Raw genomic sequence first — 20,059 nt, 5'->3', positions numbered from 1 at the left:
CTCTTACATATTTTCACTAAATATTAGGTAAAGGAGAGAATTTACGGTATGGCTTATCACTTCACATGCGAACACTTAACAAAACGGTTTGATACGGGTGACGTCAAAACGGTCGCCTTACAAGACATCAACCTCCGCTTCGAGCACGGGGATTTCATCTCCATCATCGGACCATCGGGGTCTGGGAAGTCGACTCTCCTCAGTCTGATCGGTACACTCGACCGTCCGACAGATGGCACCCTACTCTTCAACGACGAACCGATTTCGACGCTATCTGCGAAACAACTCGCCGATTTCCGCTTCGACAACATCGGCTTCATCTTCCAACAGTTCCACCTCATCCCGACACTGACGGCGCTTGAGAACGTCATGTCTCCGCTCTTCGGACGAAAAGTCGATTACGACGTCCATGAACGTGCGCTCGAATTATTGAAAGAAGTCGGTCTCAGCGACAAAGTCGATTCGTTACCGTCCCAACTGTCAGGCGGTCAGCAACAGCGCGTCGCCGTCGCCCGTGCCCTCATTCATCGCCCGAAATGGCTCCTCGCCGATGAGCCGACGGGGAACCTCGATACACACACGGGTGACGTCATTTTTGATTTATTGATCCGATTGAATCGCGAGAACGGATGTGGCGTCCTCTTCGTCACCCATGACCCGGAACTCGCCGACCGAGCCAACCGAAAAATCGAGATGCGCGACGGGCAGGTCGTCGCCATGAGCGACGTCCATCATGCTTAAGTTCATCTGGAACTCATGGTGGCGGAATAAAGAACGGTTCATCCTGCTCATGGTCGGGATGCTCATCGTCAGTACCGGGCTCAGCTATCTTCTCGGGGTGACCCAGGCGAATAACGGGACGGTCGTCAACGAGCTACAGAAACGTTGGGACTCGTCTTATCACATCGTCGTCCGTCCGGAAGGCAGCCGAAGCGTGACGGAGGACTTGAACCTGCTCGAGCCGAATTATATGAGCGGACTCGAAAGCGGGATCACGCGCGAACAATACGAGACGATTCAACAGATTGCCGACATCGATGTCGCGGCACCGATCGCCATGATCGGGTCGACTTATTCAAGCTCGTTCACGCAAACGCATACGTTTGATAAAGCGGGTCTTTATCGCCTTAAGATGAACACACTCATCGATACGGGCATTGAAAAAATCAATGACTTCCAAGACTTGAAAGCCTACTTTTGGGTAGGATGGATGCCGAACGGCGATACCACCCACATCGGCATCGGTCCGACCGCCCTGAACGAAGAGTTTCCACTCAATTATGGGAGCGACGTCATGCTCGCCGGGATTGACCCGGTCGCCGAAGCGAAACTCGTCGGGTTAGACGATGCCGTACAAGCGACAGAGTTCAGTCGTTACTTCAATGAAGAGGATGTCCCAGAGCCTTACGATGAAGAGGTCACGACGATCCCGATTTTGATGAGTACAAAAGACTACGTCGATGCCTCGATCAACTACACCATCGAAGAAGTCGATGCCGATACGAGCGACGCAGAAAAATTCATCAATACGTATTTAGAGAACGGAAAAGAGGAATACCTGGATAGATTGGAAGGGACAAAAGTCGCCTCATACGACTTTACAGCACAACAAATGCACGACAACATCACGAAACACATTTTAGAAGGAAAACCGCAGCCACAAGACCCTCGTCTCACCATGGAATATACGTGGATTGCCGAGAAGGCGTCACCACTCGTCTATGAAGGTGTGACGAGTCCGTTCCCGAAACGTTGGCCATATTCGTATCAAATCAAGCCGTTCCTCGCTGAGGGGCGCGTCGCTTATGGTCAAGAAAGTATGTATCGCAAGTCCAATTTATACGCGGAAGACCTTAACGATGTGCCGAAAGTGAGATATAACTACATCGGACTATTCGACCCATCGAAACTGAAGCTGTCGAAAGACCCGTTGACGGAACTGCCGATGGAGACATATTTCCCGGCAAGCGCCGAATGGGTCATGAACTCGAAAGACGAGCCGGTCAACCCACCGACGACCGTCAAACCGACGAATAACCCCTATAGCTTCTTGACGAAACCACCGTCGATGTTGACGACACTCGATGCGGCGTTCGCCATCTCCGGTGACAAGGCCATCTCGGCCATTCGCGTCAACGTGAAAGGCGTGGACGTCTTGAACGAAGAAAGTGAAGCGAAGCTCCAAGCAGTCGCCAAAGAGATTGAGGACAAGACCGGTCTCATCACCGACGTCACACTCGGCTCATCTCCACAATACGCCGTCACCTATCTCCCTGGATTAAAAGGAGAAAGTTCGCTCGGTTGGATCCAGCAGCCTTGGATTAAAATCGGGTCGTCGATCACGATTTTCCAAGAAGCGAAACTCGGCTTCTCCGGTGTCGTCGCGAGTGTCATCCTCGTCGCGATGTTGTATGTGTTTAGCTCGAACATCATCATGTTGTACGCACGGAAGAAAGAATTCGCCATCCTCTTGTCGCTCGGTTGGCGTCCGAGTCAGCTGTCGAAACTGTTATTCTTAGAAGCCACAATCCTCGGGTCGATGGTCGCGCTCATCTCGTGGATGATTCTCGGGACGTTCCTTTGGACGGCAGCGGGCTCGACATCAATCACACGCATCCTATTGATTGGCCTAGCCGGTCTCTTGATTTACTGGCTCGGGACACTCATCCCGATTCGACTCGTCCGTCGCATCAAGCCATATGAGACGATGCAGTCCGGTGAAGTCTCAAAAGGACGACGTCTTGGCCGCTCACGCTCAAGCGTCGGTATGAGCTTGAACCAACTCGTGACGTATTGGCCACGGACGTTGTTGTCGATTCTTGCCATCGCCTTACCGACGAGTCTCTTCGGTTTCTTCTTGTTCGTCACGTTCCGTCTCCAAGGCGTCTTATATACGACGTGGATTGGGGAGTTCGTGGCACTTGAAGTCGGGACGATGCATTACGTCGCCATGGGGGTCGCCTTACTAATCGCGATGCTTACGACGACCGAGATCATGTGGCAAAACGTCTCTGAACGAAAACCACAACTCGCCGTCTTGAAAGCGCTCGGTTGGCAGAATACGTCCATCCGTCGTCTCGTCTTGACAGAAGGCGCGTTGACCGGATTCTTCGCCGGACTACTCGGTGTGACGTTCACCATCATCATCGTCACCATCATGTATCAACAGTTCCCGACGTCAGAGCTACCATTCTTGTTTGCGACCATCCTCATCCCAGTCGTGACAGGCGTCTTAGGTGCACTGCTTCCTGCCGAACGTGCTGTCCGCATCACACCGGCTGAAGCCATCGGTGGGCATGTGGTCAACCAAAAACAAGTTGAGAAACGCTTCCGCTTCGTCCTCGGAACGACAGCGACGGCACTCGTCGTCGGAATCATCAGCTTGTTCGTCTTTACGTCACCAGAAGTCAAGCCGGTCACGGAAGAGGCGAAATCGACACCAGCCCCGACCGCACAGACGACGGGTGCGAAACAAGCCGACTTGAAAGACACGAAACCGAAAGAAGCCAAAGCCACCACACCGAAAGAAGATGACCTTCAAAAAATCATGAACCTCGGTACGTTCCAAACGTTTATTGGGGATCCACAAATGAAAAAACGTGAATTCCAAGTGGGTGAACCCGTTTACGCTTCTCCGAACGGAACCGAACCGGAAGATGGCAAACGATTCGTCAGCCTACCGATCTCGTTGTATGACAAAGATAAGGGCTATGGTGGCTATGCGGACTATCGTCCGAACGGATTCCGCATGTACACGCCAGATGGCACAGAATACAGTCCGGTCGACATGGTCAACCACAATAAGAAAGCGTTCCAAGGCGGCTTCCGTTACAAGCCAGGCGAGAAGTCCGAAATTGATTTAGTCTTCCTCGTTCCAGAGAATGAGAAGACACTCGTCTTGTTCGCCTCGAGTGATGCCATGCCGAAAACCTATACCGTCAAAATTGATGTCCCTTAAATAAAACAACGTCGCCCCGAGTCGGGACGACGTTGTTTTTATTCAGCTTCTTCTACGATTTCGACACGTACCCCCGTGTCCCCGACTTTCCCTAAATCTTCTACGGTCGGGTCTTCATACGCCAGGACATGAAACTCCTGCTCGATTGTGCGGATGACATAATGAGAGAGCGTCCCCCGCTCGCTGTTCACTCGATTTGTTCCCATCCCTTCATGTACGTATGACATGAAACGAGACGTCGTCAGCTTCACGATTGGGTGGTCGTTCCATAATCCTTCTTCCTTCAGACCGTGCTCTTCAAGTGTTCCAAGAAAGAGCGCATACTGTTCGAACCGAATCCGGATACGGTCGCGCTCAGCGTCCCATGTGAGAAGCATCGTCGGGTCTGAAGCTCCAAAGAACGTCCACTCTAGAGGATAATACGCCTCATTCTTCATTTGAAAGGATTCCGTGTCGAGTACGTAATCCGTTGCCGTCATGAGATTGTGTAGATCAATCATTCATTCGCCCCCTAATCAAAAAGCGATGCCTCACGACATCGCTTTTCTCCTCAATAAAAGATATACCACAGCGCCGCTGCCACTAAGAACAGCCCGGCCCCGATGAACAAGATTTTTGCCAATCGTTCGTATACCATGTCTTCACCTCACCAATGCCGCGCCGACGACGAGGGAGACCCCAATCGACAGCAAGAATGCCAACAACCCGACGGCGATATTTCCTTTTTGAATCTCGTCGTTCACCTTCAGCGTCGGTGTCAAAAATTCAAACAACCAGTATGTCGCGAGGAGCAAGATGAAGCCGAATCCTCCACCGACGAAAATGTCGATCGTGCTATCATGATAGCTCTCGACCACACGGAAGATGTTGGCGAGACCGACAATCTTCCCACCTGTCGCCAAAGCGACGGCGATATTTCCTTTTTGAATCTCGCGCCAGTTGCTGTATGGCGTCGTCACCTCGAAGATGGCAAGGCCGACGATAATCATCAGTCCCGCCATCGAATAGAGGCCGAACGATTTCAGCATGATGGCAAACGTAATCGTACCCATTCCCCGACTCCCCTTACTTCAGTTCGACGACCGTGACACCGAGTCCACCTTCACCCATTCCTCCTGGGCGTTGACTCTTCACGTGACGATGTCCTTTTAAAAATTCTTGTGTCGCCTGACGCATCGCTCCTGTACCTAAACCATGGATGATGCGGACGTTGTCATAGCCTGACACAAGTGCTTCATCGATATACTTATCTAGACGCATGAGACCCTCCTCGACACGGACGCCGCGGAGGTCGAGCTCAGACTTTGTCGAACTCTGACGTTTGAGCGAGCTTCCTTTCGATTGAAGCGGCTTCTCTTTCGATGGACCGATCTTCTGAAGGTCGTCCGCTTTGACGTTCACTTTCATGATGCCGACTTGGACGTTGTACTCATTGTCGTTGATTTGTTTCACGATGTAGCCTTTTTGGTTGAACGTCGTCACTTTCACTTCTTCGCCTTTACTGAACGTACGTTTCTGTTGGGCTTTTTGTTTCACTTTTTGGATCTTTTTCTCTTGAAGCGTCGGTTTGGCCGACTCGAGTTCTTTCTTCGCCGCGATAATCTCGTGCTCTTTGACGATGCCCTGCTCCCGAAGCTTCTTCAAGCGGTCGATGACTTCGTTCGCCTGACGCTTCGCCTGTTCGACGGCCTTCTCGGCTTTCGCCTCGGCCGCGCTGTACAAGTTGTCGCGTTCGCGTTCGAATTCGGTCATCTTCGCTTCAAGCGCTGCCTGTTCTTCTTCGAAGTCATGGCGTTTGACGATGAGTTCCTGTTCGAGCTGTTCGGCGCGTTGTTTCGCCGCTTCGAGCTCGTTGATCATCGATTCGACCGACTCGGCGTCACTACCGACGTGGCTTCGTGCCTTGTCGATGACTTGCTCGGACAGTCCGAGGCGACGGCTGATCTCGAAAGCGTTCGAGCGACCCGGCACACCAATCAAGAGGCGGTACGTCGGGCTGAGCGATTCGATATCAAACTCCATCGAGGCGTTCATGACACCTTCACGGTTATAGGCGTATGCCTTCAATTCCGAGTAGTGCGTCGTCGCCGCGACACGTGCCCCGCGACGTTTCACTTCATCGAGAATCGCGATGGCGAGGGCGGCCCCTTCTTGTGGGTCCGTCCCGGCACCGAGCTCATCGAAGAGGACAAGTGACATGAAGTCGATCTTGTCGAGCATGCCGACGATGTTCGTCATATGCGAGCTGAACGTCGAGAGACTCTGTTCGATTGATTGCTCATCACCGATATCAGCATAGACGGCGTCAAACACAGAGAGCTCTGTTCCGAATTCTGCCGGCACGTATAGACCTGACTGTACCATCAACTGTAGGAGTCCAATCGTCTTCAACGTGACCGTCTTCCCGCCGGTGTTCGGTCCGGTGATGACGAGCGACGTATAGTCTTCCCCGAGCTCGACCGTGATCGGCACGACCTCATCTTTCGGGATGAACGGGTGACGTGCCTGTTTCAACTTGATCTCCCGGTTGTCGTTCAACTTCGGTTCGGTCGCTTTCATCTCTTGTCCGTAAGCGACTTTCGCAAAGATAAAGTCGAGTTCGGCCAACACGTCGAGGTTCGTCATGATCGCATCATGGACCCCACCGACTTCGTTCGAGAGCGCACTCAAAATCCGATCGATTTCGGCGCGTTCCTTCAAGCGAACTTCTTGAATCTCGTTGTTGATCGAGACGATGGCTTGCGGCTCGATGAAGAGCGTCTGACCGGAAGCCGACTGGTCATGGACAATCCCGCCGAACGCTTGACGGTACTCTTGTTTGACCGGTACGACATAGCGGTCGTTTCGAATCGTGACGATGGCGTCTGAGAGCATCTTCGCGTTGTTGCGGAGGATGTTGTCGATTCGTGAACGGACACTACCTTCGTAGCTACGGAGCTGTGTGCGAAGTCCACGGAGTTGTGAGCTCGCCGAGTCTTGGACCGTCCCTTGGTCATCGATCGCATGACGAATCGACTGTTCGACTTCGATGAGCTTCGTCAACTTGTCCGCATACTCATCCAGACGTGGGATCCGAATCTCTTCGTTGTCCTCGTGCAGCTTCTCGAAGAAGTTCTTCACTTGACGCCCGCCATACATGACGGCGGCGACGGCGAGCAGTTCGCTCGTCGAGAGGACCGAGCCGATGGCAGCCCGCTTCACTTCCGCGCGGACGTCTGTGAGTCCACCGAGCGGCAGACGATCTCGGAGACGCACGACCTCGGTCGCTTCTTTCGTCACATTCAAATTCGAGAGTACCCGGTCGTACGAGTAGTCCGGTTGCATCTTGAGCGCCAAATCTTTCCCGAGCGAGCTCGACGCGTGTCCGGCAAGCTGTTGGCGCAATTTTTCATATTCTAATACGCGTAACGCGTGATCCATCTAGCATGTTCCTTTCTATCGCTTCGCCGCGAAGAACGCCTTGGCGTCTTCAAACGAGAAGCAGTTGATAATATCCGATGGTTCGAGATAGGCTTTCCGTGCGTGTAACACGCCGAGTGCCATATCTTCCATCATGTCTGGGTGGTGTGTGTCGGTGTTGATCATTACTTTGACGCCTGCCGCCTTCGCCTTCTTCAGCGTCGATGCCGTCAAATCGAGACGGTTCGGGTTCGCGTTCAACTCGAGCGCCGTCCCCGTCTCTTTTGCGAGGGCGATCAACTTGTCCTCGTCAATCGGATAGCCGTCGCGGCGACCGATGAGTCGTCCCGTCGGATGCGCGATCACATTGACGTATGGTGAACGGCAAGCGTTCTCGAGACGTGCCATGATCTCGTCGACGGATTGGTCCATCTTCGAATGGATCGAGGCGACGACATAGTCGAGCGTCTCTAAAAATTCTGGCTCGTAGTCGAGCGTCCCGTCAGGACGGATATCCATCTCGACGCCACGCAACACGTTCATCTCATGTGTCTTTGCGGCTTCGCGAATCTCCTCACCTTGTGCCTCGAGTCGTTCTTCGGTCAAACCGTTGACGAACGTCAAATACTTCCCGTGGTCGGTAATGGCCATCCATTCATAGCCGCGCCCTTTCATCGCCACGACGATCTCATCGACGGTCAACTTCCCGTCCGACCAGACCGTGTGCATATGCGCGTCTGCCTTGATGTCCTCAAGCGTGACCAGTTTCGATAAGTCGTGCTCAAACTCGGCGTGCCCTTCCCGAAGTTCAGGTGGGATGAACGGGAGTCCGTACCGTTCGAACAGCTCTTCTTCTGTTTCAGGTTGCCACAGCCCGTCTGCCGTTTCGACTCCGTATTCCGAAATCGACTCCCCTTTCGCTTTCGCGAGTTGGCGCATGCGGACGTTGTGGTCTTTTGAGCCTGTGAAATGGTGAAGCGTCGCGGCGAATGCGCCCGGTTCGACCATACGGAAGTCGACCGACACCATTTCCTCACGTTCGAGGACGAGCGATACTTTCGTCTCCCCTGCCGCGATCACTTCATTGATGAACGGTAAAGCGAGTAGTTTCTCCCGAAGCGCGATCGGCTCCTCGGTCGCAATGATAAAGTCGAGGTCTTTACACGTCTCTTCTGCTCGACGAAAGCTTCCCCCGACTGAATGACGCAAGACGAGTTCTTCCTTTTCCAACACATCGTTGATCTCTTCGACAATCGGTCGCATCACCGCATAGGCCAATCGTTCCGGACGCGACTCGAGGTTCTTCGCTGCGGCGAGTAGCTTCTCGACACTCTTCGCCCCGAATCCCGGGAGAGATGCCGCCGTCCCGTCTTCAAGAACACGGATGAGGGACTCTAAATCGATGACCCCGACTTCACGGAGTTTGGCGAGTTTCTTCCCGCCGAGCCCTTGAATCTTCAATAGCTTCATCAAGCCGAACGGGATTTCTTTTTGCAACGCTTCGAGCACTTCACTTCGACCTGTATCGCGATACTCCTCAAGGACGGCCGCCGTCCCTTTGCCGATCCCTGAGATGGACGTCAAGTCGTCGATGTCCTCGAGCTCGAGGTCCGTGTTCTCTAAAGCCGTTGCGGCCTTACGGAACGCATTGATTTTAAACGGGTTCTCCCCTTTGATTTCCATATATTGCGCGATTTTCTCGAGCAACATCATCGCTTCTACTTTATTCATATGCTTCCCCCTCTTCACACAGAAAAGACCGAGATACAAGCACTAGCTTGCATTCCGGCCTGTCGTGTCACAACATCTTATTTGAAAACCAATCTGATAGATATGGCGTGTCTTGAATGATAAATGTCGCAAGCGACGAATTGTCGACAGCATTTTGAACGCCTGCCATCGGCACGAACGCAATCACCCAAAGGATGAAGAATGTGATGACATACGCCTCGAAGAATCCGAGGACTGCTCCGATCAACCCTTTTAATTGGCGCAAGATCGGCAAGTCTGTCAAGAAGTCGAGCATCGCCAAGATGAGATGCAATACAAGTTTCGTAATGAGGAACAAGACGACGAACCAAAAGACGTTATAAAACGTCATCTCAATCCCTGAAAGCGAGTTGAGGTCCAAGACGCCGCCAGGGAGCGTTCCATCAAGCTGAGACGGATACGGGATCCAGAGCTTGAACGCTTCGGCTAAATCTTTATAGTACGTGTTGGCGACGAGAAAACTGATGATGAGCGCGACCCAATGGCCGAGCTGTAGAATCGCGCCACGACGGAAGCCGTTGACGATTCCAATAAACAAGAAAAACAGTATAAGTAGCGTAACCATGGATTGATTTATTCTCCCATATTTCGTTTAGTTTTGACGTGGTCGCTCGCGATTTGAATCGCAGCCAAGACCGCTGCCTGACGAGCATCTAAATGAGGGGATTGTTCACGAATCTCGCGGATCTTACTGTCGACCAAAAAGCCTACTTCCCTCACATGATCAGCGGGTTCTTCGCTCACGATCGTATAGTCTTGACCCGCAATGTGAATCGTTGTTCGTTGTAACTGCACGCGCACCCCTCCTTTACGTCTGTCAGCATTAATCATAACATCGTTTTTATATTAGGAAAAGGAGAAGCCCCTTCCCTTGATATGTACAACATTTTCTATTACCCTTCTATGAAGTTGTCAAACGTCTTTCTTCAGGAAAATTGCAAGAGATGGTGGCAACATTTCGTAAAATGTGCGAAAATATCAACTATTCAAACAAACAGAAAGGGTGATTGATTTGAAATTACGCATTGGCCTCTTAGGTCGCATCATCATCGCGATCGCTTTCGGGATTCTGCTCGGGAGCATCGTACCAGAAAGTCAGAACTGGATCGTTCGAACGTTTGTGACGTTCAACACGGTCTTCGGGCAGTTCTTAGGCTTCGCTATCCCACTGATCATTCTTGCTTTCATCATCCCAGGAATCGGGGAACTTGGAAAAGGAGCAGGAAAGTTAGTCGGACTCACAGCACTCATCGCTTACGCTTCAACAGTTGTCGCAGGGACGCTCGCATACTTTGCAACGAGCAACTTGTTCCCGCAAATTTTGTCACGGTCGACGGAAGGAGCCGAAAACCCAGAAGAAGCCTTATTGAAAGGGTTCATGGAATTTGAGATTCCACCGGTATTCGGTGTCATGACCGCACTCATTTTAGCTTTCGTCATCGGGATCGGGATTGCCGCAATCGAAAGCAAACGGTCACTCGACCTCGCCATGGATTTCCGCGATATCATCGAGCTCTTAATCAGTAAAGTCATTATTCCATTACTCCCATTCCACATCGCCGGAATTTTCATGAACATGACGTACGCTGGTCAGGTCGCTGAGATCCTCTCGGTGTTCTCGCTCGTCTTCGTCACAATCATCGTCCTTCATATGACGATGCTTATGATTCAATATTCAATCGCAGGTGGTCTCAACAAAGAGAATCCGTTCAAGTTGCTCAAGACGATGATGCCGGCTTACTTCACAGCCATCGGGACGCAATCATCGGCTGCGACAATCCCAGTCACGCTTCGCCAAGCGAAGTTGAACAATACGGATGAGGGTGTCGCGAACTTCGTCATCCCGCTCTCGGCAACAATCCACTTGTCAGGCTCGACGATTACACTCACGTCGGTCGGTGTCGCGCTCATGTACTTGAACGGCATGCCGATGTCATACGCGATCGTCCTTCCATTCATCCTCGCACTCGGTGTGACGATGATTGCAGCACCTGGTGTTCCAGGTGGAGCAGTTATGGCATCTCTCGGATTGTTCGGCTCGATCCTCGGGTTCGACGCGACGATGCAAAGCTTGGTCATCGCACTCTACTTGGCGCAAGATAGCTTCGGGACAGCTACAAACGTCACAGGCGACGGTGCCATCGCAAAAATTATCCACTACTTCAAACACAACACGAAACTTCTCGACAACACAGCGTCGAAGCAAGAAGATATCGCATAACGTACAACGCATAAACGGGCAAGCCATCAGGTTTGTCCGTTTTTGTCTACATCGAATAGGAGAGATACATATGGAATGGATTGAATGGAAAGACCCGAATCACTTCGCTGACCGCGTCATGGATGCATTGTTAAAAGAAGAAGCCAAGAATAGCCTCATGATCGGCGTATTAAATAACGTGATTCAAGGCGTCTATGAGACGTTTCATCAATTCACCGTCGAAGAGAATGGTGAACTCCTCGCCATCCTTCAAGTGACACCGCCCCATCCGCTCCATTACATTGTCGTGGACTCGGAACGGGAGGAAGAACTCCCTGCCTTCATCATCCAGCACCTTCTCGAAAACGAGATCTCGTTCATCGAGGTGGTCTCAGAACGTAAGCAAGCCGAACGGTTCGGGAAAGCGTGGCAAGAAATCACATCTGGGACGAGTGAGATGTTCATGTCACAAGGTCTTTATCGACTCGACGAGGTGGAAGACATCGAGATGGCGAAAGGTCACATGCGAAAAGCGACAACAGCCGATCAAGCACAACTCGAAGCCTGGTATAGCGCCTTTGAAGCCGAGTCGGGACTTCGTTCGTCACCACCTGAAAAAGTGACGAAAGCAATCGACACGATGCTCAAGAATGATGACGCCGTGTTCTGGGAAGTCGATGGACAGCTTGTATCGTGTGCGAAACGCTCACGTCCGACCGAGAACGGTATCACTGTCTCCTTCGTCTACACGTCACCTGACGCACGTGGAAGAGGTTATGCGCGAAGTCTCGTTGCAGACCTTAGCCGCCAGTTACTCGAGACGAAATCGTTCTGTGTCCTCTATACGGACTTGACGAACCCGACCTCAAACAAAATCTATCAAGAAGTCGGGTATGAACAGATCATGGACTCTGCCTGGGTCCGACTCGCTAGATGAAACGAATCGCCTCCCCTATACTATTAGGTGGAGGCGATTTTTCATGGCTAGATTCCGAATTGTTTTACGTGCACTTGGCGTGGCACTCCTTCTTTATATGTTAATCGTCGGTGGACAGAGCGTCCTTGATGACCCGAACATCGATACGCTATGGCTCAGTGTCATCGGTGCCGCACTCCTGACGTTTATCGTGTATCAGGCAACAAAAAAGTGATCGACGCGTTCGTCGATCACTATCTTTGTGTTGATTAGAAGAATGATGCTGGGTTGACTGTGCCGCCAGCGCTTGATGATGACCATGAGTAACCGCCACGGTGAATCTCGAAATGAAGGTGTGAACCTGTCGAGTTCCCTGTGCTACCCATGCCGCCAAGGTTTTGACCTTGTGACACGCGTTGACCTGCTTTAACTGAGACCGAGCTCATGTGTGCGTATACTGTCGTCCACACTTGTCCGTTGATGACGTGTGTGATCATGACGTGGTTTCCGTATGCGCCACCCCATCCAGCTCGTGTGACTGTACCAGTAGCTGCCGCATAGATTGGCGTACCAACTCCTGCAGCGATATCAAGGCCGTTGTGGAATGTGTAGCCGTTTACGCCGCTCGCTGGTCCCCATCCTTGTGTGAGGCGACCGCTTGCCGGACGTTGGAACATCCCGCCGCTCGCTGGTGCAGAGGCTACAGGTGTTGATGTTGATGCGCTAGAACCACTGTTGCTTGAGTTTGCACTTTGTTGCTTCTTAGCAGCTGCTGCTTCTGCCGCTGCGCGACGTGCTTCTTCTTCAGCACGACGTTGTGCTTCGATTTCTGCTTGAATCGCTTTCTCTTGAGCTTTGAGCGTATCTTCCATCTCTTGTAGGCTCATGAGTTTTGATTCGAATTTCACTTTTTCAGCTTCGAGTTTCTTGATTTTCGCTGCACGCTCTTTCATTTTTTGATCGAGCTCTTTTTGGCGTTTTTCAAGTTCTTCTTTTTGCTTCACGAGTGAATCGCGCTCTGCTTTTAATTCAGCTTGTGCTTTTGCAAGTTTCTCTTTCGTTGCTTCATATTCTTCGAAGATCTGTTGGTCGTTCTCTTGAATCGTACCAGCTGTAATCATACGTGTGATCAAGTCACTAAAGTTTTTTGAACCGAAGATGAACTCAGCCCAGTTGACTGATGAACCACCGTTCTTTTGCATCGTCGCCATACGGTCTTTCATGAGTTCTTCTTGTGCTTTCATTTTTGCTTCGTATTTTTTGATTTGCTCTTGAAGCTTTTGAATTTTTTCTTCAGTTGCACGGATCTCAGCTTTTTTCTGAGCGACATCGTTGATGACGTCTTGGAGTTGAGCATCTAACTTGTTGATTTCTTGTTGCTCTTTGCTGATGGCTTGCTCACGTGATTGAATCGAAGAGTTTGCTTTCGACTGCTCGCTGCTATTCTTTTGTCGTTGTTCTTGTACTTTCTTCTGCTTCTCTGTAAGTGAGGCTGCATAAGTCGGTGACGTTCCGCCGATCAAGAGTGCGCCTAGAGTGACTGTGGCTGCAAATTTCTTCAAGTTACCCAATGTGCTTCCCTCCGCTGATTCCTGTGTATTTTTTATCTATAATCGTTCAAGTATTTTCTATAAGATAAGTTGCGATATTTCATTCGCTCTGTGACTCATTATAGCAATCTAAACCAAAAGTTATTTTACACTTATATTTCATTCGTATGACATTGACCTAATTTAGGTTTTATCCCTTAAAAAACGTGGGTATAGACAATATTTTATTTGGTTTGTTGTCACAAAATAGTTTTTAAAATAAGAAAAGCACTTTGAGAAAGCGCTTTTCACATAACAACCTATATCATTTTTTGACTACCTTAATGCCACATATCCGGCTCGTTTCCCTCGTTTTCGTTTTAAACGAAGTAATAAGAAGCCACCGATGAGCACGACTCCAGCAATTGCCCCACTGCTGTCCAATAGGACATCTTGCAGTAACGGCGTCCGCTCCGGTGTCAAACTCTGATGATACTCATCAAAGATGGCGACCGTATTGGCGAGCGTCCAAGCGAACAATAGATTCAGCCCGGCATGAAGGCTCGTTCTCGAAATCGCCTTGACGAACAAGGCGCCAAGAGCGAAAAAGGTGACGAAATGTGCCGTTTTCCGCATCAAGAACTCGATGAGACCGACTGTCCCTAACGTGTCGAGTGACACTTCTTTTCCTGCATAGACAAACTCGACGTTCGCTAACGTCGGCTCAATCCAGCTCCAATCGAATCGCTCGAGTGGCGAAACGATCGACTGATCTGAGTAAGGTGTTGCACTCGAGAAGAATAATCCAATCAAAATGAGCGCGATCCATATAAATTCATTTTTTAAAAGTCGCATAACACCGTTCCTTTCTACAACGAGTTTCATTATACGGATTGTACTTCACGAAATATGTAACAGCGACATCATGATTTTATAACAATTTGATTGCACGCAACGCGTTCAAAGTCGAGATAGCGGATTTCTCTTGGTATACTACAGAAAAAAGGGGGATTCAATATGATTTATGATTTTGAAGCATTGGACATGAAAGGTCAGTTACAACCGTTAGCTACATATAAGGGAGACGTCTTACTCATCGTCAATACAGCGAGTAAGTGTGGATTCACGCCACAGCTCGAAGGTCTCGAGTCGCTATACAACTCGTATAAGGGGCAAGGTCTTCAGATTTTAGGTTTCCCTTGCAACCAGTTCGGACATCAAGATCCGGGCTCAAACGAAGAGATTCAAGAGTTCTGTCAACTTAACTATGGCGTATCGTTCCCGATGTTTGCGAAAGTCGATGTGAACGGAAAAGACGCGCATCCACTCTTCACGTATCTCTCCAAAGAGGCACCTGGGCTGCTCGGATCGAAGGCGATCAAATGGAACTTCACAAAGTTTTTAGTCGACCGTGATGGAAACGTCGTTGAACGCTTCTCGCCACAGACGACACCGGCCGAGATTGAGGATGCGGTCAAAAAACTCATCTAACACAAAAAGGATGGCTCCGAGGTGGAGTCATCCTTTTATCTAGGGGTAATGAAGTTGATCGTATAGAACGGACTGTTCTCATCGTTGTAGGCGAGTCCGACGGCAGCATGACTGAATCGTGGTTGCATGATGTTCTCACGGTGCCCTTTCGAATTCATCAGCCCCCAATGCGCATGGAACACGCTCATCTGCCCCATGGCCAAATTCTCTCCGGCCATCGAGTATGACAGTCCCGCTTCATCCATTCGGTCGAACGGGTCGCGGCCTTCCGGGTCCGTATGACTGAAGAAGTCGTTCTCCGCCATGTTCTGACTGTGCGCCCGAACGACCGGATAGAGTGGCTCATAATCAGCGAGCGCACTCAAGTCATATTTTTCACGGTCCCAGTTCATCAGGATTCGCATCAACTGTTCGTTCGCGACGGTCCCTTCCGCAGAAATATCACCGTAGTACCCATCACTCGCCTCTTCCACTCGGCGGTCAACCGACAAGACCCCTTTCAAGCGGTCATCGTCATGTTGGTCGAAGAAGAGCGTGACATATTGCCCATCAATCGCAAACACCGAAAAGGATGGATCGTCCGGGATCAGGTAGCGATTCAATCCTTTGTTGTAGGATGTCACTTTCTCAAAGCCGATTTCCTCGACTTGGTCACGTGTCGTCTCATCAAGCACGAGACCGCGATACGTGCTTCCTGTCTCGAACTGATAAAACCCTTTTTTGGCGCCGTCCTCGTCAATGAGTTCAAGGCCACGATCTCCGCCACGTTCGACCAGGTACCAATCATGCCCGGCATATTGGCTCGTAAACTTCGGTGCATCCGTCGCACGTTCCGTCGCCACCTCAGACTCGACCTGAATGCTCGTCGGGGCAGAGACGTTCGGCATTTCATATTGCCAAGCCATATACAATCCAATCCCCATCAAGAGGATGATCAATTTTCGAAACATGGCTCCTCCTTCCTTACTGCTCGCGCTGACGCTCCCCGAAATCGTGAAGTCTCTCCTTGATATCGGTGAGCATCCCCATGTATGCGACATATGTCGCTTCGTCTATATTTAGCATACCACTGACTTGTAACGGCACATCTGCTGCCTGCTCACGCAACGCGCTGCCACGATCGGTCAAACGGACGATGACTTTTCGCTCATCGTCTGTCGCACGACTCTTTTCGACATATCCGATTTGAATCAATCGTTTCACGAGGGGGGACAACGTGCCCGAGTCGAGTGTCAGCCTCATTCCGAGCTGACGCAAATCGATGCCATCCTCTTCCCATAAGACGAGCATGACCAGATACTGACTATATGTCAGGTTTAGCGGTTCTAAAATTGGGCGATATAAACGGGTAAGCTCTTTTGAAGCGGTATACAATTGAAAACATATTTGGTGTTCGAGTTTTAAAGTTTGTTCCATACGTAATCCTCCGTACTCTTCTTTAGCCAAGCATATCACTTGCGAAACTTTTTGACTGCTCTATAATTTAAATTGTGCACAACTTAATTGTTTAAAATGAAATGGAGGAATTGAATCATGAAATCACTATTCACAGCATCAGCAACTGCAATCGGTGGCCGCGAAGGTCATGTGAAATCGACAGACGGCGTCATTGACATGGACGTCTCAATGCCAGGCGCGAAACACGTCGACGGTGCGACAAACCCAGAACAACTTTTCGCAGCGGGATATGCGGCTTGCTTCGGTAGTGCCCTCAACCTCATCATCGGGAAAGAACGTGTGAAGACAGACGGATCGAGCGTCACAGGTCATGTCACATTGAACCAAAACGATGAAGGGTTCTTCATTTCAGTCGAGCTTGAAGTCGAAATCAAAGGTGTCGACCAAGCGACAGCAGAACGCCTCGTTGAAGAAGCACACCAAGTGTGCCCTTATTCAAAAGCGACGCGTGGCAATGTCGATGTGAAATTGACAGCCAAAGCAGCATAATCATCCATCCCGCTCTTCAGGAGCGGGATTTTTTTTGCTTAACCCTGCCTATCGGAGTAAGATAGAGACACAATTAAGAAAGGAGGGAGCACTGATGAAAAAACGTAAATCAACTTTTGTGTTGATCGCACTCGGTTTCTTGCTGTTCACGGCGACGTATAATGGGCTGACCGTCCAAACGTATGAGGTGATATCTAAAAAGCTGTCTGCTGACGAATCGCTTCGCATCGTGCTCCTTTCTGATCTACATAGCGCCTCGTACGGCTATAAACAATCGATTTTAATTGATCAAGTCCGTGCGCAAAAACCGAACCTGATCGTCATGCCTGGTGACCTGATCGATCGCTATCGTTCTCCTGAACCAGCTTTCGAACTCGTCGAAGGACTCGCCGGCATTGCGCCGATGTATTTCGTAACCGGGAATCATGAGATTGATGACTCCGCTGACTACATTCGTCATGATGCCAAGAACGTATTCCGCTCTCACGGGGTGACCGTTCTCGAAAACGAGTGGGAACCGATCACCATCAATGGAATCGAACTCGTCATCGGTGGGTTAGAAGATCCGTTACGAACGTATGCCGAAAATATTTATGGAAGTTGGGAAACGGACGTCACGACAGCAATGCAAGATTTTGATTCAACCAACACGTTCAACCTGCTCCTCTCCCATCGAGCCGAAATGGTCGACACGTATGCCGACTTACCGTTCGACCTCGTCTTGTCCGGTCATGCCCACGGCGGACAAGTGAGGATCCCATATTTATTGAACGGTTTATTCGCCCCTGACCAAGGATTTTTCCCGAAATACGCGGGCGGTCTTTATGAACACGAAACGTTCACCCACGTGATCGGACGAGGATTCAATTATAGCTTTAACGTGCCTCGCATCTACAACCCACCAGAGATTGTGGTAATTGACGTGCACGGCAAATAACGGACACTCAAATGAGTGTCCGTTTTGCTTACCAAATGATACGTTCCTCGCAACATTGTCGCTCACGTTCGACTTGCACCGTTGAGCGCTCGAACGTCCCATATTTACGAATCCGTTCCGTCACTTGACGTAACACGGCCTGGTCGTCCGTGTCTTCTCCGATCAACACATGGCACGTCGCCGCATGCTCACTCGATGAGATTGACCAGACATGCAGGTCGTGTACTTCTTTCACCCCTTCGACTGTGGCAATCTCTGCTTGCATCGCCCGGACATCGATTTGTTCCGGTGACCCTTCCATCAGGATGTGAATCGCATCGCGCGTCACGCGATAACCGCTAATCAAGATGAGGATGGCGACAAACGCACTCGCGACCGGGTCCGCCCACGTCCATCCGAACAACATGATTAAGAGTGCTGCCGTGATGGCACCGACCGATCCGAGTAAGTCTCCGAACACGTGAAGCAACGCACTCTTCACGTTCAAATTATCTTTCTCTCCGCGCATCAAAATCCAAGCGGCGAGGATATTGACGAGTAGTCCAATGATGGCGACCACGAGCATTCCCCCACTCAAAATTTCTGGTGGAGCACTCAATCGCTGATATGCCTCGAATAAGATATAGATCGAGATGACGAGTAAGGTCAGCCCGTTAATGAATGCCGCTAAAATTTCAAAGCGTCGATATCCAAACGTACGGTTCGGTGTCGCCGCCTTCGCCCCGAATCGAACAGCTAGGAAACTGAGTCCTAAAGCCGCCGCATCTCCGAGCATATGACCCGCATCGGATAAGAGTGCCAAACTGTTCGTCCATAGTCCGCCGATGACCTCGACGACCATGAACGTCGCAATCAACAGAAAAGCGAGGAACAGCGCACGCTGATTCGTGGAATGATGATGGTGATGGTCGTGATCATGATGATGTCCCATAACTGACGCCTCCTTCTACTTCTTATCTTATTCCATTTTCCCGAAACATTCAAACGTTCATTTGAATGAAACATCATAAAAAAACGGGAGATTTCTCTCCCGTCAGGCTGTTGACGAACCAAATCGCCACGTGCGATTTGGTTCGTCTTTTTTATGTCCAACGAGCTCGAGGCGCTCTGCCCGACAAAAAATTGAAGAGATGCTATGTAGTCGGTCCTTTCTGGCCAACAGATTGGCCAGCTTCTTCATGTTTTGTGCGGTGGCTGCCACCAGATTGGCGCGCTGGACCTTCGCGGTCCCCCTGTAGAAGGTGAAGCGGAGCCCATGGAGTTCTTTCCCGTCGGCGAACGAGCGCTCCACGGTCTGCGGTCGCAGCCGGTAGAGCGATTTGCCCGACGTGGACAGGCGGTTCTCGTTCACCTGCTCGCGGTAGTGCTCGTCGACGTGGCGGGTGATGTCCCGTCGGTGCGTCCGGCTGGACGTGCACTTTTCGAGGAGCGGGCAGTTCTGACAAATCGAAGGGTCGGAGACATAATGGTGATAGCCGTGACGGTCCGTCGTCTGATAGGTGAGGCGCTGTCGCGCCGGACAGAGATAAGCATCCTCTTCCGGCAGGTACGTGTACCGGGTCTTGCGGAACATTCCTTTCTTCCCGCCGAAACGCCTCCGGGCGATGACCCCGAAAACACCCCGTTCGACGTTCGACGAGCGCCTTCGCGATCCCGGTCGTGAAGTAGCCGGCATCGAGCGCGACCGCCTCGAGCGGGAAGCGGAAACGTTCGAGGACATGGTCGAGCCGATCGAGGTAGACGGTACTGTCCGACACATTTCCGGACGTGACGTGTACGTCGACGATGAAATTGTGCTTGGCGTCGACCGTCCGATGGGCCAGCCAGAAAAAGCCTTCCGGCTTCTGGTCGCGATACATGTAACCCGCATCCGGGTCGGTCCGGCTCACCTTGACGAGCCGGCGCTCCCTCT

Annotated in this window: 20 protein-coding genes and 1 pseudogene; 8 read left to right on the top strand and 13 right to left on the bottom strand. The window is 50.8% G+C overall.

The genetic code is table 11. The features are described from left to right. The first annotated feature begins 48 nt into the window (after window positions 1-48). Both KNO86_RS08465 and KNO86_RS08460 read left to right on the top strand, forming a co-directional pair. Complete coding sequence (locus KNO86_RS08465; RefSeq protein ID WP_214695167.1) at window positions 49-741, top strand: ABC transporter ATP-binding protein; 693 nt, start codon at window positions 49-51, stop codon at window positions 739-741. Further along, window positions 734-3,958, top strand: a complete 3,225-nt coding sequence (locus KNO86_RS08460) for an FtsX-like permease family protein (protein ID WP_214695165.1) — start codon at window positions 734-736, stop codon at window positions 3,956-3,958. The genes KNO86_RS08465 and KNO86_RS08460 overlap by 8 nt, the downstream gene beginning before the upstream one ends. A 38-nt stretch (window positions 3,959-3,996) precedes the next feature. On the opposite strand, the gene KNO86_RS08455 is transcribed toward KNO86_RS08460, so the two are convergent. From KNO86_RS08455 to zapA, 6 genes are all read right to left on the bottom strand, one after another. Continuing rightward, window positions 3,997-4,458 carry a hypothetical protein gene (locus tag KNO86_RS08455; protein WP_074032731.1) on the bottom strand — a complete coding sequence of 154 codons (462 nt, stop codon included), beginning with the start codon at window positions 4,456-4,458 and terminating at the stop codon, window positions 3,997-3,999. Between the two features lie 141 nt (window positions 4,459-4,599). After that, window positions 4,600-5,010 carry a DUF350 domain-containing protein gene (locus KNO86_RS08450; protein ID WP_214695164.1) on the bottom strand — a complete coding sequence of 137 codons (411 nt, stop codon included), beginning with the start codon at window positions 5,008-5,010 and terminating at the stop codon, window positions 4,600-4,602. Window positions 5,011-5,023: 13 nt separating this feature from the next. Next, complete coding sequence (locus KNO86_RS08445; RefSeq protein WP_214695162.1) at window positions 5,024-7,378, bottom strand: endonuclease MutS2; 2,355 nt, start codon at window positions 7,376-7,378, stop codon at window positions 5,024-5,026. 15 nt (window positions 7,379-7,393) lie between these two features. Continuing rightward, complete coding sequence (gene polX / locus KNO86_RS08440; protein ID WP_214695160.1) at window positions 7,394-9,088, bottom strand: DNA polymerase/3'-5' exonuclease PolX; 1,695 nt, start codon at window positions 9,086-9,088, stop codon at window positions 7,394-7,396. A gap of 67 nt (window positions 9,089-9,155) precedes the next feature. After that, window positions 9,156-9,692: a CvpA family protein gene (locus KNO86_RS08435; RefSeq protein ID WP_074032727.1), complete on the bottom strand. Its 537-nt coding sequence runs from the start codon at window positions 9,690-9,692 to the stop codon at window positions 9,156-9,158. An 8-nt stretch (window positions 9,693-9,700) separates the two neighbouring features. Then, a complete protein-coding gene (gene zapA / locus KNO86_RS08430) occupies window positions 9,701-9,922 on the bottom strand; it encodes a cell division protein ZapA (RefSeq protein WP_015881047.1) in 222 nt (73 codons plus the stop codon). A 217-nt stretch (window positions 9,923-10,139) separates the two neighbouring features. Here zapA and KNO86_RS08425 point away from each other — a divergent pair, with 217 nt between their 5' ends. From KNO86_RS08425 to KNO86_RS08415, 3 genes are all read left to right on the top strand, one after another. Further along, entirely contained in the window at window positions 10,140-11,348 is a 1,209-nt protein-coding gene (locus tag KNO86_RS08425; RefSeq protein ID WP_251126972.1) for a dicarboxylate/amino acid:cation symporter, read from the top strand. A 70-nt stretch (window positions 11,349-11,418) separates the two neighbouring features. Next, on the top strand, window positions 11,419-12,264 hold the full coding sequence (locus KNO86_RS08420) for a GNAT family N-acetyltransferase (protein ID WP_214695156.1): 846 nt from the start codon (window positions 11,419-11,421) through the stop codon (window positions 12,262-12,264). Window positions 12,265-12,307: 43 nt separating this feature from the next. Further along, window positions 12,308-12,478 carry a hypothetical protein gene (locus KNO86_RS08415; RefSeq protein WP_214695154.1) on the top strand — a complete coding sequence of 57 codons (171 nt, stop codon included), beginning with the start codon at window positions 12,308-12,310 and terminating at the stop codon, window positions 12,476-12,478. A gap of 34 nt (window positions 12,479-12,512) precedes the next feature. On the opposite strand, the gene KNO86_RS08410 is transcribed toward KNO86_RS08415, so the two are convergent. Beyond that, on the bottom strand, window positions 12,513-13,814 hold the full coding sequence (locus KNO86_RS08410; RefSeq protein ID WP_214695152.1) for a murein hydrolase activator EnvC family protein: 1,302 nt from the start codon (window positions 13,812-13,814) through the stop codon (window positions 12,513-12,515). Window positions 13,815-14,108: 294 nt separating this feature from the next. Next, window positions 14,109-14,627, bottom strand: a complete 519-nt coding sequence (locus KNO86_RS08405) for a VanZ family protein (protein WP_214695150.1) — start codon at window positions 14,625-14,627, stop codon at window positions 14,109-14,111. Between the two features lie 162 nt (window positions 14,628-14,789). Between KNO86_RS08405 and KNO86_RS08400 the strand changes: the two genes are divergently transcribed. Then, entirely contained in the window at window positions 14,790-15,263 is a 474-nt protein-coding gene (locus KNO86_RS08400; RefSeq protein WP_214695149.1) for a glutathione peroxidase, read from the top strand. Window positions 15,264-15,298: 35 nt separating this feature from the next. On the opposite strand, the gene KNO86_RS08395 is transcribed toward KNO86_RS08400, so the two are convergent. Next, on the bottom strand, window positions 15,299-16,213 hold the full coding sequence (locus KNO86_RS08395; protein WP_214695147.1) for a CAP domain-containing protein: 915 nt from the start codon (window positions 16,211-16,213) through the stop codon (window positions 15,299-15,301). A gap of 13 nt (window positions 16,214-16,226) precedes the next feature. Next, window positions 16,227-16,679 carry a MarR family winged helix-turn-helix transcriptional regulator gene (locus KNO86_RS08390; protein ID WP_214695145.1) on the bottom strand — a complete coding sequence of 151 codons (453 nt, stop codon included), beginning with the start codon at window positions 16,677-16,679 and terminating at the stop codon, window positions 16,227-16,229. Between the two features lie 117 nt (window positions 16,680-16,796). Here KNO86_RS08390 and KNO86_RS08385 point away from each other — a divergent pair, with 117 nt between their 5' ends. Together KNO86_RS08385 and KNO86_RS08380 are read left to right on the top strand one after the other, a co-directional pair. Further along, window positions 16,797-17,210: an organic hydroperoxide resistance protein gene (locus tag KNO86_RS08385; RefSeq protein ID WP_074032719.1), complete on the top strand. Its 414-nt coding sequence runs from the start codon at window positions 16,797-16,799 to the stop codon at window positions 17,208-17,210. A 94-nt stretch (window positions 17,211-17,304) separates the two neighbouring features. Then, complete coding sequence (locus KNO86_RS08380) at window positions 17,305-18,147, top strand: metallophosphoesterase (protein WP_214695138.1); 843 nt, start codon at window positions 17,305-17,307, stop codon at window positions 18,145-18,147. Window positions 18,148-18,175: 28 nt separating this feature from the next. Here KNO86_RS08380 and KNO86_RS08375 read toward each other — a convergent pair whose 3' ends face one another. From KNO86_RS08375 to KNO86_RS14815, 3 genes and pseudogenes are all read right to left on the bottom strand, one after another. Then, window positions 18,176-19,078, bottom strand: a complete 903-nt coding sequence (locus tag KNO86_RS08375) for a cation diffusion facilitator family transporter (protein ID WP_214695136.1) — start codon at window positions 19,076-19,078, stop codon at window positions 18,176-18,178. A 102-nt stretch (window positions 19,079-19,180) separates the two neighbouring features. Beyond that, window positions 19,181-19,720, bottom strand: a complete 540-nt coding sequence (locus KNO86_RS14820) for a transposase (RefSeq protein WP_353047691.1) — start codon at window positions 19,718-19,720, stop codon at window positions 19,181-19,183. Between the two features lie 112 nt (window positions 19,721-19,832). Then, window positions 19,833-20,006: pseudogene (locus KNO86_RS14815) on the bottom strand (IS5/IS1182 family transposase); the annotation flags it as partial. Window positions 20,007-20,059: the final 53 nt, after the last annotated feature.

The sequence above is a fragment of the Exiguobacterium sp. s160 genome, from assembly GCF_018617575.1.
In the GTDB taxonomy this organism is placed as follows: Bacteria; Bacillota; Bacilli; order Exiguobacteriales; family Exiguobacteriaceae; genus Exiguobacterium; species Exiguobacterium aestuarii_A.
The sequence above is the reverse complement of the archived record's forward strand: the minus strand, read 5'-3'. Positions and strand labels throughout refer to the sequence as shown.

Bases quoted from the DNA above. Each gene is read 5' to 3' on its own strand.
- KNO86_RS08380 (WP_214695138.1), top strand. From the start codon at position 17,305: ATGAAAAAACGTAAATCAACTTTTGTGTTGATCGCACTCGGTTTCTTG.
- polX (WP_214695160.1), bottom strand. From the start codon at position 9,088: ATGAATAAAGTAGAAGCGATGATGTTGCTCGAGAAAATCGCGCAATAT.
- KNO86_RS08400 (WP_214695149.1), top strand. From the start codon at position 14,790: ATGATTTATGATTTTGAAGCATTGGACATGAAAGGTCAGTTACAACCG.
- KNO86_RS08460 (WP_214695165.1), top strand. From the start codon at position 734: ATGCTTAAGTTCATCTGGAACTCATGGTGGCGGAATAAAGAACGGTTC.
- KNO86_RS08450 (WP_214695164.1), bottom strand. From the start codon at position 5,010: ATGGGTACGATTACGTTTGCCATCATGCTGAAATCGTTCGGCCTCTAT.
- KNO86_RS08465 (WP_214695167.1), top strand. From the start codon at position 49: ATGGCTTATCACTTCACATGCGAACACTTAACAAAACGGTTTGATACG.
- KNO86_RS08375 (WP_214695136.1), bottom strand. From the start codon at position 19,078: ATGGGACATCATCATGATCACGACCATCACCATCATCATTCCACGAAT.
- KNO86_RS08395 (WP_214695147.1), bottom strand. From the start codon at position 16,213: ATGTTTCGAAAATTGATCATCCTCTTGATGGGGATTGGATTGTATATG.
- KNO86_RS08420 (WP_214695156.1), top strand. From the start codon at position 11,419: ATGGAATGGATTGAATGGAAAGACCCGAATCACTTCGCTGACCGCGTC.
- KNO86_RS14820 (WP_353047691.1), bottom strand. From the start codon at position 19,720: ATGTTCCGCAAGACCCGGTACACGTACCTGCCGGAAGAGGATGCTTAT.
- KNO86_RS08455 (WP_074032731.1), bottom strand. From the start codon at position 4,458: ATGATTGATCTACACAATCTCATGACGGCAACGGATTACGTACTCGAC.
- KNO86_RS08390 (WP_214695145.1), bottom strand. From the start codon at position 16,679: ATGGAACAAACTTTAAAACTCGAACACCAAATATGTTTTCAATTGTAT.
- KNO86_RS08415 (WP_214695154.1), top strand. From the start codon at position 12,308: ATGGCTAGATTCCGAATTGTTTTACGTGCACTTGGCGTGGCACTCCTT.
- KNO86_RS08435 (WP_074032727.1), bottom strand. From the start codon at position 9,692: ATGGTTACGCTACTTATACTGTTTTTCTTGTTTATTGGAATCGTCAAC.
- KNO86_RS08445 (WP_214695162.1), bottom strand. From the start codon at position 7,378: ATGGATCACGCGTTACGCGTATTAGAATATGAAAAATTGCGCCAACAG.
- KNO86_RS08405 (WP_214695150.1), bottom strand. From the start codon at position 14,627: ATGCGACTTTTAAAAAATGAATTTATATGGATCGCGCTCATTTTGATT.
- KNO86_RS08385 (WP_074032719.1), top strand. From the start codon at position 16,797: ATGAAATCACTATTCACAGCATCAGCAACTGCAATCGGTGGCCGCGAA.